Source organism: Marinomonas sp. UCMA 3892 (assembly GCF_012726345.1).
Lineage (GTDB): Bacteria > Pseudomonadota > Gammaproteobacteria > Pseudomonadales > Marinomonadaceae > Marinomonas.
In genome coordinates, this window is sequence record NZ_PTXN01000001.1 from 279,523 (window position 1) to 293,638 (window position 14,116).

The 14,116-nt window shown below is 44.1% G+C and carries 14 protein-coding genes; 3 read left to right on the forward strand and 11 right to left on the reverse strand.

Going from position 1 to position 14,116, the window contains the following annotated elements; genetic code table 11:
- Nucleotides 1-172: 172 nt before the first annotated feature.
- On the forward strand, nucleotides 173-2,035 hold the full coding sequence (locus B6N13_RS23635) for a methyl-accepting chemotaxis protein (protein WP_169458237.1): 1,863 nt from the start codon (nucleotides 173-175) through the stop codon (nucleotides 2,033-2,035).
- 135 nt (nucleotides 2,036-2,170) lie between these two features.
- Here B6N13_RS23635 and B6N13_RS01475 read toward each other — a convergent pair whose 3' ends face one another.
- Nucleotides 2,171-2,716, reverse strand: a complete 546-nt coding sequence (locus B6N13_RS01475) for a methyl-accepting chemotaxis protein (protein ID WP_282434050.1) — start codon at nucleotides 2,714-2,716, stop codon at nucleotides 2,171-2,173.
- Nucleotides 2,653-3,825 carry a methyl-accepting chemotaxis protein gene (locus B6N13_RS01480; protein WP_169458238.1) on the reverse strand — a complete coding sequence of 391 codons (1,173 nt, stop codon included), beginning with the start codon at nucleotides 3,823-3,825 and terminating at the stop codon, nucleotides 2,653-2,655. Before B6N13_RS01480 ends, B6N13_RS01475 begins: the two co-directional genes overlap by 64 nt.
- A 228-nt stretch (nucleotides 3,826-4,053) precedes the next feature.
- On the opposite strand from B6N13_RS01480, the gene B6N13_RS01485 reads away from it, so the two are divergent.
- Both B6N13_RS01485 and B6N13_RS01490 read left to right on the forward strand, forming a co-directional pair.
- Nucleotides 4,054-4,413, forward strand: a complete 360-nt coding sequence (locus tag B6N13_RS01485) for a hypothetical protein (protein WP_048813901.1) — start codon at nucleotides 4,054-4,056, stop codon at nucleotides 4,411-4,413.
- 30 nt (nucleotides 4,414-4,443) lie between these two features.
- Nucleotides 4,444-4,998: a cysteine hydrolase family protein gene (locus B6N13_RS01490; RefSeq protein WP_072838903.1), complete on the forward strand. Its 555-nt coding sequence runs from the start codon at nucleotides 4,444-4,446 to the stop codon at nucleotides 4,996-4,998.
- A gap of 119 nt (nucleotides 4,999-5,117) precedes the next feature.
- Here B6N13_RS01490 and B6N13_RS01495 read toward each other — a convergent pair whose 3' ends face one another.
- The 9 genes from B6N13_RS01495 to B6N13_RS01535 all read right to left on the reverse strand — a co-directional run bounded on the left by B6N13_RS01495 (nucleotide 5,118) and on the right by B6N13_RS01535 (nucleotide 14,029).
- The gene (locus B6N13_RS01495) at nucleotides 5,118-6,452 is read right to left on the reverse strand and encodes a pyridoxal phosphate-dependent aminotransferase (RefSeq protein ID WP_169458239.1); all 1,335 of its coding nucleotides are present in this window, start codon (nucleotides 6,450-6,452) and stop codon (nucleotides 5,118-5,120) included.
- Nucleotides 6,453-6,631: 179 nt separating this feature from the next.
- Complete coding sequence (gene fecE / locus B6N13_RS01500; RefSeq protein WP_169458240.1) at nucleotides 6,632-7,399, reverse strand: Fe(3+) dicitrate ABC transporter ATP-binding protein FecE; 768 nt, start codon at nucleotides 7,397-7,399, stop codon at nucleotides 6,632-6,634.
- 3 nt (nucleotides 7,400-7,402) lie between these two features.
- Nucleotides 7,403-8,359 (reverse strand): Fe(3+) dicitrate ABC transporter permease subunit FecD, encoded by a 957-nt coding sequence (gene fecD / locus B6N13_RS01505; RefSeq protein WP_011978520.1) that lies wholly within the window; start codon nucleotides 8,357-8,359, stop codon nucleotides 7,403-7,405.
- Nucleotides 8,359-9,360 carry an iron chelate uptake ABC transporter family permease subunit gene (locus B6N13_RS01510; protein ID WP_169458241.1) on the reverse strand — a complete coding sequence of 334 codons (1,002 nt, stop codon included), beginning with the start codon at nucleotides 9,358-9,360 and terminating at the stop codon, nucleotides 8,359-8,361. Before B6N13_RS01510 ends, fecD begins: the two co-directional genes overlap by 1 nt.
- Nucleotides 9,357-10,277, reverse strand: a complete 921-nt coding sequence (locus B6N13_RS01515; protein ID WP_011978522.1) for a Fe(3+)-dicitrate ABC transporter substrate-binding protein FecB — start codon at nucleotides 10,275-10,277, stop codon at nucleotides 9,357-9,359. Before B6N13_RS01515 ends, B6N13_RS01510 begins: the two co-directional genes overlap by 4 nt.
- A gap of 120 nt (nucleotides 10,278-10,397) precedes the next feature.
- Nucleotides 10,398-11,393 (reverse strand): gluconate operon transcriptional repressor GntR, encoded by a 996-nt coding sequence (gene gntR, locus B6N13_RS01520; RefSeq protein WP_048814214.1) that lies wholly within the window; start codon nucleotides 11,391-11,393, stop codon nucleotides 10,398-10,400.
- 192 nt (nucleotides 11,394-11,585) lie between these two features.
- The gene (locus B6N13_RS01525; RefSeq protein ID WP_011978524.1) at nucleotides 11,586-12,077 is read right to left on the reverse strand and encodes a gluconokinase; all 492 of its coding nucleotides are present in this window, start codon (nucleotides 12,075-12,077) and stop codon (nucleotides 11,586-11,588) included.
- An 85-nt stretch (nucleotides 12,078-12,162) separates the two neighbouring features.
- Nucleotides 12,163-13,479, reverse strand: a complete 1,317-nt coding sequence (locus tag B6N13_RS01530) for a TRAP transporter large permease subunit (RefSeq protein ID WP_169458242.1) — start codon at nucleotides 13,477-13,479, stop codon at nucleotides 12,163-12,165.
- Nucleotides 13,472-14,029: a TRAP transporter small permease subunit gene (locus tag B6N13_RS01535; protein ID WP_169458243.1), complete on the reverse strand. Its 558-nt coding sequence runs from the start codon at nucleotides 14,027-14,029 to the stop codon at nucleotides 13,472-13,474. The genes B6N13_RS01530 and B6N13_RS01535 overlap by 8 nt, the downstream gene beginning before the upstream one ends.
- Between the last annotated feature and the right edge of the window lie 87 nt (nucleotides 14,030-14,116).

Below are 14,116 nucleotides of genomic sequence, written 5' to 3' on the forward strand. Positions count from 1 at the left end.
TGTGCGATGTTTTTCTGTAACAAACCTTGGTCCCCTTTGTTATTTCCTGTGACGTTTATTATGGAATTGTGCGAATCGAGGATCTTCTGTTTTTTATGAATTATCATATAGATAGATGGAATTATTTTAGTGTAAGTAAGGGATCGTTTTTTTTGAATGACAGGAGCCAATTGTGCTCATTAAACATAAATTAATTTTAAATACCGTATTATTGGTTGTGGCGCTTGTCGCCATGTTGGGGCTTTTTTATAGTACGCAGAGTAACCTTGAAAAGCTGAACTATGCCAAGAATCTTGTCGTACACCAACAAGTGAATATGCTGACCTTACGTCGTAATGAAAAAGATTTTCTAGCTCGTCTTGACCTTTCTTATGAAACAAAATTCAACGAGACAATGACTTCTCTTTTTGCGGATCAAACATTACTTGAAAACGTGATGAGTGACTTTGCCATCGATACTGATACTTTGCTGGAGCTCACCGACGATTTTAAAGAATATCAGACAGATTTTACCTCTGTTGTAACGGCATCTAAAGTATTGGGCCTAACACCAGAGACAGGATTACAGGGGGAGCTTCGTGGAGCGGTTCATAATATTGAGAGTGAATTATCTGCTCTGAACCAAGATGCGTTACTTGTGACTATGTTGCAGCTTCGTCGACATGAAAAAGACTTTATGCTGCGTAGTAATCCTAAATATATTGCCTCTTTTAATAAAACCTTAGACCAGTTAGAAAGCAACTTACGCAGTGCTTCATTGCCAGCGGATAAGGTTCAGCTATTAGTGTCTCTTTCTGATCAATATCGAAAAGGTTTTAACCAATATGCGGATGGAAAAAAAGCCTTAGGTTTGAGCAGTAAGGAAGGAAAACTACTGGCCATGCGTGAGTCTATCCATAAAACTGAAACCGCGCTCGATTCATTAGAAGCTCAGCTAACGTCGGTTATTCAAGCTAAAACATCTTTCGCCATGATGATGACAACTATTCTTTGTGGCGTCATCATTGTTGTTGGAGTATTTGTGGCATGGATTATTAATCGTACGATCAATTCGGCATTGAATACTATCCAAACGACGATGCGAGACATTCAAACGACTCACAATATAGGTTTACGCGTCGATTTGCCGGCGAAAGATGAGATTGGTTTTGTGGCTTCCAGTATTAACGACATGTTGACGGATTTTAGTCGTGTCATTGCGAATGCAAATCTTACTGTACAAGAGATGAATACCACCACAATGCAGTTGTCGCAGAACGCAGCCAGAACCTCAGACGATGCACAGAAACAGCGAGCAGAGACCGATATGGTTGCTGTATCGGTCACTGAAATGGTGGGCACAGTGGAAGATATTTCCCGTAGCATGGACATGGCTGCGGCGAAGGCTCATTCAACGCAAGAAAATGCACGACAAGGGCAGTCTAAAGTGAACTCTGCGATTGATCGTATTCGCCAGCTTTCAGACAGACTTGAAGGCTCTGTCGAAACCGTCAGTGCATTAGCAAAAGAAAGCGAAAGCATTGGAACTGTTTTGAACGTTATCCAAGGTATTGCCGAACAGACTAATTTGCTGGCGCTTAATGCCGCGATTGAAGCCGCAAGAGCAGGTGAGCAAGGTCGAGGCTTTGCTGTTGTTGCTGATGAAGTACGTGCCTTAGCAAGTCGAACTCATTCCGCGACAGAAGAGATTTCTGACATCATTGTTACCTTGCAAGAGCGCACCAAGGGCATTGTAGTTCTAATGGAAAATTGCCGTCAGGATGGTGTTCTAAGCCGCGATGAAGCGGCTACTACAGGAACTGTACTTGAGCAGATTATTCTTGATGTAGAAGAAATCTCGGCAATGGCGGGTTCTGTATCAACCGCGATTGAACAGCAGACTATCGCGGCAAACGAAATTAGTAAGAACGTCGACACAATACGTGAAATCACCGAAGACACGTCAGAATCTGTGGCGTTGAACTCTAAGGCGAGTCAGGCTATTGCAGATCAAGCTGAATCGTTGAACCGTAGTATTTCGATTTTTAAAGTGTGATGTAGGTTGCGTTAAGGTAGAAATAGACGAAAAAATAACTAGAAGATTTAGATTAAAGTCTTTAGGTTAAGGAGCTTAGATATAGCCAAACATTCAACTAAAAGAGCTTGGTTAGAATGTTTGGCTGATTGCATGTTAAATCGAGAATCTCTGTACGCTGATTATTAGGCTTTGTGCAATATCCTTAAGGTGATGGGCGGCAGTAGAAACCTCATTGACCGCTTCACTATTTGATTTATTAAGCTGAGCACTTTCCTCGACACTTTGTGCCACTTCGTTACTCGCTTTGCTCTGTTCTGCTAGTATCATGGTTATTTGGTCTAGCGAGTCTAGAACTTGTCTCGTGCCATTTTCTATTTCACGCATGGCAATGCCAGTAGCATCGACACCATCTATGACAGGCTGCATTTGGCTTGCACTGTTTTCCATAACACCAATCGCAATTTTGGTATCTCTTTGGATCATGTTGATAGTGTCAGAAATCTCTGCGGTGGATTTGCCGGTTTTTTCAGCAAGCGTTCGCACTTCATCAGCAACGACAGCGAAACCTCGTCCTGTTTCTCCTGCTCTCGCGGCCTCTATGGCAGCATTTAATGCGAGTAAATTGGTTTGATCTGCTATTTCTTGAATGACACCGATAACACTGTAGATTTTTTCCGATTGAGATCCCAGTTTGTGCATGGACTGAGTGGCTTCTTGAATGGATTGAGCAATGTTTTGATGTCGGTGATGTTTTTTTGCATCTGTATAGCACCACTTGATGAAGCATCACGAGCATTACTCGATAACTGATGAGCTTCATCTGCGCTGCCTGAGACTTGGCTGATACCGTAAGTGAGCTCTTCTACTGACGCGGCAATAGTAGCTGAAGTATCACTTTGTAGGGTGCTGCTAACCGCAACCTGATGGGATGAAGCCGCTAATTGCTGAGATGAACTGACAAGGGAATGACTAGCATCTCGGATTTGTTCTATGACGCCCCTGAGGGCTATTTGCATGGTGTGCATTTGAGCGAGCAAGCTAGTTTTATCGTCTGATTTTAGAGTGATTGCAGTGGTCAGATTACCTTCTGAAATACTTTTAACAATGCCTGCCGCATAGGCCGGATCGCCACCAAGCTGGCTCATTACATTACGATTAATCCAAAGTGCCATTACAATAATCAGTAAAACGATGGTAAAGCAAATGGCTAGTGATTGGCTTAACGCGCTTTGGCTTGTCTCATCAAGAAAGCTTATTTGCTCTGTAATTAAGGTGCCGTATTCTTTTTCGGATGTTTCTACAAGTGTATCCATGGCTGCTAAAGCTGGGCGATCAATTCCTTTCACCATTAAGTCTATTTTTTGACCAGAATTACTATCTTTTGTATCGAATTTATCTAATGCCGATTGATATCTATCACTCAGTTGATTGTGAAGTAATGCCAATTCATCGATCTTTTCTGATCCTATATTAAGTTCCTTCATTAATGCTTTGGCCTCAACCAGATCTTCATGAACTGCTTCGCGATGTTGTTTGAATTCTGCGTTATATTTCGTATAGTTTTGCGGGTCGTTTCCTCTAATTAAAGCATCTTTAAAGGCTTTTACTTGCAAAAGTAAGTTCATTTTTGCATTTTCAATCGCAAGTAGGTTCTTGCTTTTAAGCTGAATTGTCTCAAGGTTGTTGTGGGTGGTTTTACTACTAGAGGAAATAGTTAATACTCCGTTTACTCCTATCGAGGCAGCTCCAAGGATAGCAATAATAGCAAAAAGCCAAAGTCGGTTAGCGGTCGTTAGATTTGTGCGCATGGAGTTACATCCTTATGTTTGAGTTGTGTTCTTATTATGTCGATGCAAAATAAAAGTGTAGTTCAGGGATTTTTGTTTGTTTTGTTATTTGCTTTGAGTAATGTACTTTGTCGTAAATAGATATTTTTATTTATAGGGTAAAGGCAGCATTACGCTGAAGAAGTAGATAGAGTATGTATACCAAGTGACTAATTCATGCTTTCGTGCGTGTTATACAGAGGGAATGTTATGTTATATCGATTGTTGTTGTGTTTGCTTCTTGGAAGCTTTGTCTCGGTTTCTATGGCCGCCAATAATGTTTCAGAAGACCAGCAGAAGCTAACTCAAACTGTCTTTGAGTTAGAGCGAAGCGTGGCTATTTTGCAATTGTCCACTGCGTCTTTAGGTGATTACCAATCGCTTGCTACAAAAATGGCCCACGTTAAATCATTAGAATATCGAGTGAATTTTCTTGGTAACTTAACCTTCCTGCTGTGCATGGCGTTAGTGGTCTTCTTTTTTAAACTGCGTAATCAGCAAAAGCGGTTGTTAGCGCTTGAAAGCCGAGAGGCTGAAAAAGTCAGTGAGCAGCAAAAGAAAGACGTTTAAATACAAACACTAAAATCAAAGGGAAGGGTAATGTCTAAGTCGATTGTTTTGGTGATCATTGATATGCAGCAAGGCATGTCTTGGCCACAAGCTGGTGAACGTAATAATCCAAATGCTGAGCAGGAAATTGCTGAGTTATTAGCGCATTGGCGAGCTAGTCATGCCCCGATTGTTCATGTACGTCATTTGTCGACAGAGCCTGAATCTTTGTTTTGGCCAGAACAAGAAGGTGTGTTGTTTCAAGACGCTTTTCAGCCATTAGCCGATGAAAAAATTATTGAAAAATCGGTTCCTGATGCTTTTACCTATTCTGATTTGAATGTTTGGCTACGGGAACAAGATGCGCAAGCCTTAGTCGTCGTTGGCGTCAGCACGAATAATTCTGTGGAATCAACTGTGAGAAGTGCTGGTAATTTAGGTTTTAAGACCTATGTGGTTAGCAGTGCTTGTTTTGCTTTTGAAAAAGACGATTTTTTTGGTCAATCGCGTAGTGCCGATGAAGTACATGCTATGTCACTTGCCAATCTACATGGCGAATACGCTACCGTAATAAGCCAAGATGAAGCGTTTGCTCTGCTTTCTTGAATTAAGCAGATAATTAAAGGTGTTGTTGTAAAAAAGAACGCGATAGTGTCGATTGAAGGGGATTTAAGTTGATTAATTCCGTTTCAATCGAAAAAATCGCGAGCAATGGGAGTAACGCGTTAAGCAGGATTAAAGCGCGCTTGAAAGGCATTTAATCGTGTTTCAAGATCCGCTAGTTGTTCATCTTTTACCTGAGAAACACAAGCGCGTGCGCCTTCTACTCTTTCGGAACCTGTATTTAGCAGGGATATGGCGCTAATTCCATGGTACAGCAGGGCTTCCAGTAAGCTATCACTATCCATTCCTGGATAAGAGAAAGTAAAATAGAAACCATCGCTTAGGGCCTTGCCGTTATCTTCGGCATACACTATTTCAAAACCATGGTCGATGAATAGCTTTTTCATGATGGCTGCGCGTTTCTCATAAACCTTAGTTAGGTTTAAAAAAGGCAATTCCCCATCATTGGCGGCTTTCAACATGGCGGCTAAACCATATTGTGCCGAATGCGTAACGCCAGCGGATAATCCTCCCATAGCACCGAAGGTGATGGCTTTGCCGAACTGTGTTTGCCCAAAATTAGTTTTTAAGGTTGTAAACTCTTGTTTGTAAAGCGCATCTGAAATGACCAAACTTGCCACTCGTTGACCTGCATAGCTAAACACTTTTGAGCTTGAAATCAATAAAATGTACTGATCGGTGTAATGCGCAACACTAGGCTGATAAGGAGCTTGGCCGGGTGTTGCATAGTCTTCGCGGTAATCCATGCCAAAATAGGCTAGGTCTTCAATGACAATGACATCGTAGCGTCTAGCTACATCGGCAATGATTTGTAACTCTTCTTCGTTGAAACAAATCCAGGCAGGATTATTTGGATTTGAATACAGTAAAGTGGCGTATTTTCCTGAGGACAGATGTTTTTCTAGCTCTGGCTTCAGTGCTGCGCCACGATGATTGTACACATCAAAGCTGCCCCAAGATTGACCTATCATATCGAGCTGACGTTTTTGATTGGGAAAGCCTGGGTCAATAAATAATGTAGCGCCTTGCTCTTTCGTGCGGTTGCCGACTAAAAAAGCCGCCAAGGCTCCTTGAGCTGAACCAACGGTTGGAAAGCAACCTGTTGGGCTGACGTTGATATTCATAAACAAAGAACAGAAACGGCTGATTTCCTGTTTCAGCTGAGGAATACCTTCTAGCATTGGGTATTTAGAAGCTACGCCTTGATGCAGCGCTGCGATCTCTGCTTCTATGCCGACACTGGGTGCAGGCAGGCCAGGAACCCCCATTTCCATGCGGATGAATTGCTCACCTGTTGCGGATTCAATACGATTAACCAGCGCAACAAGCTCACGGATTGAGGCTCGTGCTAAAGAAGGGATTCCGGTTTCTTTTAACGTGTGAGTAACCTTGTCAAAATCAATTGGTGTTGCTGTATCTGTATAGGATAAGGTCATTATTATGCTCGGCTCTTAAAGTAGGTGAACTTCTCTAGTGAGAATATGTTACCTCATAAAAAACTGAGTTTTTGGACATTCAATGCGAGGATTTTTCGTCTAGTCATTTCAAAAAATAATGCGAGTTTTGAATGTCAGACGATTGTCTATTGGAGAATTTTTCTCTACTTGTTTTAGATTTACTCCACCACGCACATTGGTGTTTTGGCGATTGGATCTTGATGAATTTGCGCATTCAATGAAAAAACCTTTTTAAGTAGCTTCTGTGTGAGTACCGATTCTGGCGAGCCTTGGGTGATGATTTCCCCTTGTTTCATCACGATGAGATGGTCACAATATCGAGCGGCTTGGTTGATGTCATGTAGCACCGTGATGATGGTTTTGCCTTGCAAGTTTAACTTACGCAATAGGTGCATCAACTCTACTTGATGGCTTAAATCCATATAAGTGGTTGGTTCATCAAGCAGTAAATACGGCGTATCTTGTGCTAAGGTCATGGCGAGCCAAACACGTTGGCGTTGGCCGCCGGAGAGTTCGCTGACCAATTGATCCGCAAGCTCGGTAATGCCTGTCTCCTCCATCATCTTGTCTATTATTACTTGATCATCTTTGTTAATCCGTCCCCAAAATCCAGTATATGGGCTGCGTCCATAGGCGACCAAATCTTTGACTTTAATTCCTTCCGGGATAGGCTGAGTTTGCGGCAATAAGGCTAGCTGTTGAGCCAGTTTTTTGGACGCAATACTATGAAGGTTTTTACCTTGCCAGTGAACTTGTCCTTCCATCGGGGAAAGAATACGCGCCATGGCTTTTAGCAAAGTGGATTTGCCGCAGCCGTTTGGGCCGAGTAACGCGATGATTTTTCCTTCAGGAATGGTTAGGTCGACCTGTTTTACAATGGCTTTATCATGGTAGCCAACAGATAAATTATGAGTGCTAAGAGACATAAATCATTTCGTCCTAAGGAGTAGCCAAAGAAAATACGGCGCACCAATAATGGCGGTCATAATACCGGCGGGTAATTCAATAGGTGGATCAATGGTACGAGCCACGAGATCGGCAAGCAGCAATAAAATCGCGCCAACTAGCATGGTGGAAGGTAAGAGTATTTGATGGCGTCCACCGACCAATTTACGCGTTAAATGCGGGGCCACTAAGCCTAAAAATCCGATAGGACCACAAATCGCAACACAAGAAGCTGTCAGACCAACGGCAATCGCCAAAGACGCTAAACGCAGTTTGTTGGCCTTGATACCAAGACTAATGGCACTGTCGTCGCCGAGGTGGATTAGGTTCAGAGGTTTGGCCAGCCAAAGCGCAAAAGGAATGAGCAGCAACCAAGGCAATAACATAGAAAGCTGATTCCAACCGCGCCCCCATAAACTACCCGTTAACCACAACAGAGCGTTGTTTATTTCCAGCGGTTTAACTAGCATCAGAAAGTCTATACAGCTGGCGTATAACGCCGCCAATGCCACACCGGTAATCGCCAGTTTAATGGTGCTGCTATGTTGACCACACAGCCACCACAACATTAACGCAGCGATCAAACTCCCGATTAGCGCAACAGCTGGTAACCAGCGAATATCGGCATCAGGGAAAAATGTCATATAAAACACAGCTGCCAATCCAGCACCATGACTGACGCCAAGCACATCGGGTGATGCTAATGGATTGCGAATCACACCCTGCACCAAGGCGCCAGCAAGAGCCATCATAGCGCCAACTAACATGGCGAGAATGGTACGAGGAAAACGGTATTCATGAACGGTGAAGTAGTTGGCATTACCGACCTGAAACCCTTCAAGAATGCTTTTAAAGGGAATGGAAACGGCGCCAAACATCAGATTAGCGACCAACAATCCTAACAAGGCAAGTAGTAAAATAGGCAGCGAGCGCGTGGCCATTATAAGGTTCTCTTGCGGACGAGATAGATGAAAAACGGCGCGCCGATCAAGGCTAAAATAGCACCAGCGGGCGTTTCTGCCGGATAAATAATAGCTCGACTGATGGTATCGGATAGGACGACTAAGCAAGCGCCCAGCATCATAGCAATGGGTAAAAATTTCCGATGGTCTTGCCCTGCGAGCATTCTTGCCATATGAGGAACCAGTAGCCCGACAAAGCCAATCGCACCCACGCTGCTGATGGCGCTACCAACCAACAATAAAACTAAAAAGCTGCCACCTAATTTTACCCACATGAGCGAGACACCAAGGTTTCGCGCATTGTCGTCACCAAGTTGCAATAGATTGAGCGTTGGGGCAATCAGCATAGCGCCCAATAAACCAATCACACAAACTGGCCAGAAGGAATCAAAGGTTTGCCATCTAGCATCGGTCAAACTGCCAGCTAGCCAAGTAAGTACGCCTGCGGCTTGATCTTCCGCGATGATAATGACAGCTTTGGTTAAGGCCGCGCACAGAGCAGAAATAGCGACGCCAGCCAACACCAATCGGCCATGCTCATTGCCACCTCGCCATGCGCTGCCAAGCAACATGACGAACGCCCAAGCAATGCCGCCGCCAATGATGGCTGCGACCGAAGTACCAAGTAAACCAAACCAAGGTGCAATACTGGAAACTGTCGCCATGCCAAGCGCAGCGCCAGCGTTGATACCTAAAACAGAAGGTGAAGCGAGAGGGTTTTGTGTCAGTCCTTGCATGATGACGCCCGCAGCGGCGAGATTGGCACCCACCATAATCCCGATCAGGACTCTAGGCAGCCTTAAATCATGGACAATATGCTGAGCAATGCTTTCTGCGTTCATTTGGTACAAAGCGTGCAGAGCATCCATCGGCGTAATAGTAATGACGGACCAGCTAAATAGGCTGATCCATGAACAAATTAATAAAAGCAGCAACAATGCTAGGCATTGGCCGATAAAGGGTAGGCGTATTGAGATCATTTATTCGTGTTAAAGACTTTAATAAGATCTTGCCCCATGGTTTCGGCTGAAATAATGCCGCGGCAACGAGACCAAGTATTAGGGTTAACCGAATAAATATGATGATTCTTAGCGGCTTTTAAGACAGACCAAAGCGGTTCGTTTTTCCACTTGTCGACAATGCTTGGGGTGACGTAATTGCCGACAATAAAGTAGTCAGGATTCACCGCAAGAAACTGTTCTAAACTGGTTTGACGATAGGCATCGTCGCTTCGGCCTGTGTTAGCATTTTTTAAACCTAAGGCGCGAATGACTCCGCCAGCATAGGAATCGGCAGTATGCAGAAACAGCGCGTCATCACGGGCGACGCCAAATTGTACTTCTTTGCCTTCTGGTAATTGTTTGGCAAACTCAGCCATTATTTGAGCATGCTTCTTTAAGCGCGCTTGCATTTCTTTGTCTTTGCCAATGGCTTTGCCAATTATGGCCGTTGCGTGAAGGTTCTCTTCATAGGTAGCTCGGCGTGAAGGTAGGATTAATGTCGGTGCTATCTTTTGTAGATCTGCATAAACCCCTTCATGACGAGAAATATCAGCAATGATTAAATCTGGTTTTAGGGCGGCTATGGTTTCAAGGCTGGGTTGAGAGCGAGTGCCAACCGAAGTCCAATCGCTAATTTCTTTGCGAATTTCTTTTAGAATACGTTCTGGATCTTTGTCATCAGCAATACCAACAGGGCTGACGCCAACGGCCGCTAATGCATCCACAAAGGAAAGCTCCAAAACTACGATGCGTTTCGGAACGTAATTTATGCTAAACGTGCCTTTGCTGTCTTCTACACTATTTTTAATGCTGTCTTGTGCCGAAGAAACGGCTTGAACAGAAAGAGAGAAACTGAGTAAGAGAGTGGAGAGGGCAATCGACAGCAAGCGCTTCATAAAACAGCCTTTGAGAGGTTAAAAAAACGCGATAATGATAACACTTCTCAGTGTTATTTGAAGTAATTTCAACGTTTATTGCTGCTTTAAATAGCGTTCTTTATGCAGTATTGCAGACTTTTAGATACTTTCGCCCGCTTCTATTTTGAAAGGTAAATCAATGATTCTTTGTGAAACAGGATTCCCTTGTAAGCGAGACAGTAAATGTTCTGCTGCTAGACGCCCCATTTCTTCACGAGGTGTGATCACGGTAGTGAGTAAGGGAACCATGGCGCGAGAAATATCATGGCCATGAAAACCGGCGATGCCGATGTCTTGTGGCACGTTAATTCCCGCTTTTTGGCAGGCATAGAGAGCACCGATTGCCAAGTCATCGTTGGTGCAAAAGATGCCATCGGTGTCCGGCTGTTGCTGTAACGCGTCTTTTAGGAACGTCGCGCCAAGTGTAAAGGATGACGCGCTATTCGTTTTTAAGCACAAAGGCGTTAAGCCATTGTCGAGCATAGCAGTTTCGTAACCCTTGATTTTAAAGAGTGTCCGTTGGTCCATTCGGGCAGCGAAATAGACTATTTTTCGTCGGCCTTTTTTGATCATAAACTCTGTCATCGCATAAGCGGCGGCTTCGTTGTCTATGCCGATAGCTTGTTCGATTGGCGGCGAGACTGAGTCCATAATTTCGATCACAGGTATACCCGCGACAGCAAGCATTTTTCTCACACGTTCGGTGTGATAGCTTTCTGAGATGATTAAACCATCGACACTGTATGACAACAGAGTGGCAATGCGAGCTTCTTCGGCTTCTTTGCTGTAACCATAGTGAGCTAGCATGGTTTGATAACCAGCGGGTTCTACTACGGACTCGATGCCGCGGATGACTTCGGCGAATACTTGGTTGGTTAAAGAGGGCAGTAAAACGCCAATCGCATGGCTCTTTGATTTGGATAAAATATCAGGTGCTCTGTTTGGTATGTAACCTAGGTCTTCCAATGCTTCTGCTATTTTAGTTTGTAGCGGAGCTGAGACTTGATCGGGATTTCTTAGAAAACGACTCACGGTCATTTTAGTCACGCCAACTAAGTCAGCAACATCTTGAAGAGTAGGACGTTTGTTTTTCATGTTCGGACTTTTCATACCAGTGACGTATCCATGTTTTGTTACAAGTAACATTATCATAAGCCATTCATGGCTAGAAACAAAAATTAGCTGTTAGCAAAGCTGATGTTAATTAAAATATGATTTATGCTGAAAGTGAGTATTTACTTATTTATGAAAGAGGCACAACTTTATGGTTGTGCCTCTTGCTTGCATTTATTTATTGGCTAAAAGTGTAAGCGCTTCATTTAAGACAGCGTCGGCATCTTGGGAAATGTCGATTACCAACGCTTCGTCTTCTGTTGGTTCAATCAAGGTAGCAAACTGACTTTCTAGCATTTCTCGACCATTAAAATAATGACCGTCGCGCTTTTGGTGGCGCTGCCAAATAGTATCGATATTACCTTTTAGGTAGATCATGGTGACATCATCTAGACCATGACGCAGCATGGCGCGATATTCTGGTTTTAATCCAGAGCAGGCAATCACTGCCGTAGGGTTGTCCGTCAATATGCTATTAAGAGTCGCCAGCCAATCCTTGCGGTCTTCATCAGTGAGCGGCGTGCCTTGGCGCATCTTGTCTACATTGGCTTGACAGTGAAAGTCGTCACCATCAAAAAATTGATAGCCAAGTTTGTCCGCGATGCTTTTGCCTATCAAAGATTTACCTGACCCTGATACGCCTAATACTACAATTTTCTTTGTCATCTTCTTAAGTCCTTATCGCCTTGCTGTTGTCAGCAGGGCAGCAGTGTCGTTCAAAAAGCCGTGTTGAACGGCAGGTCTCAATGGGTTATTTCCACCAAAGGGCCAGCTCAGGGAAGAATATGACTAAGCCGAGCACAAGCACCTGTAAACCAATGAAAGGCATTAGAGAGCTAAAGATCTCACCAAGACTAATGTCTTTTGGCGCAACCGATTTCAGATAAAATGCCGCAGGGCCAAACGGTGGTGATAAGAAAGACACTTGCATATTTAGACAGAACACCACACCGAACCAGATTGGATCTAAACCAAGTCCGGTAATGATTGGCACGAAGATCGGCATGGTTAATAGCGCAACACCGACCCAATCTAAGAACATACCGAGGACAAGCAAGATGATCATCATGATCATGACGGTGCCCATCACGCTGCCACCGCTTAGGGCAAGAATGGTTTCTTCAACGAAGGAGATACCGCCCATCAGGTTGTATACACCAACTAGAGCAGTTGCTCCGATACCGATCCAAATGATCATGCCACAGGTACTCATGGTGGCTTTGGCGCTGTCTTTTAGCATGGCGAAATTCAGTTCACCACGAATCGCTGCACTAATGATGATGCCGACCACACCAAGCGCAGACGCTTCGGTAACAGAAGCCACACCAGTGTAAATACTGCCTAAAACCATCATTACAGTAAGTAATGGGAATAGCAGAGCTTTGAAATAGTTGACGTCTTTGTCCGCTGCTAGCTCTTCTTCGCTCGGCAATGGCGCATATTCTGGGTGAAGACGACTGATGATCAACACGTAAGCCATGTAAGCGAAGGCAAGAATAAACGCAGGTAAGAACGCCGCCTTAAATAAGTCACCGATGGAAACGCTGGCTGTTAATCCGTAGATAATCAATACGATACTTGGCGGTAGCATGGTACCTAATGCGCCACCCGCACAGGTCACACCTATGGCCAGTTTGCGGTTGTATCCAAGGCGCAACATTTGCGGTAACGCCAAGATACCAAGCAACACGGTTTCACCACCGATAACGCCAGACATAGATGCTAGAACGATAGCAACCAATAAAGTCTGTACAGCAACACCGCCGCGCAGTTTGCGGCCAAAGACTTTCATGGCATCGAACAAGTCTCGGGCGATACCGGATCGATCTAATAAGGCGGCCATCAAGACAAACATCGGCACAGCTAGAAATACATAGCTACCGACAAAACTGTACAAACGGCTAGTGATCAAAGGTAAGGCGCCAACGCCAAACCAACCGATTGCAAAAACAAGCGCTACTAACGCGGTAACAAAGGCTAATTGCATGCCCGTTAGCAGTAATAAAATCATCGAACCGAGCATGAGTAGGCTGCCGTAGCCTATGCCCATAGCGGATAAATCAAACATCTTTGCGTTTCCTTAAACCATTTAATTCTTGTATTAGGTGCAAGAAAAACTGCACAAACATGATACATAAGGTGGCGAAAATCATGCCTTTCACTAAGGCAGGGAAAACGGGATCCCAAGCGGATCCAGATGTTTCTAAGCGAAGTTCACCAAAGGGCGTGAACCATGAGTCCTGCACCATCTGATAAGCGGCCCAACTAAGTAAACTGGTAAAAACAAGCCCCATAATGTGATGAAAAACGTTCAACCAGCGACGCGTTGTGTCTGAGACAATGTCGTATATCAGCACCACACGAACGTGTTTGTTGATGGCCAAGGCATAAATGCCGCCATAAACGAACAAACATCCACCTAGAAATGAGGCGGTTTCGTGAACCCAAATGGTTGGTGCGTTGAATATGTAACGCATCAAAACTTCGTAAAAAGAAATGCCAACGGTAAAGATAAACAGCAAACTGATGAGATTACCGAACCAGTAGATCAGACGATCTAGGGCGTTTCTCGGCTGTTCAGAACTGTCCAGTGTCTGTGGATGAATTTCGTCTTTCATGATCATTATCCAATGAAAAATAAGCGCTATAACAATTCGAGGTGTATAGCGCCTATCTTGCAGGTTTAAAAGCAACTATAAGCATTG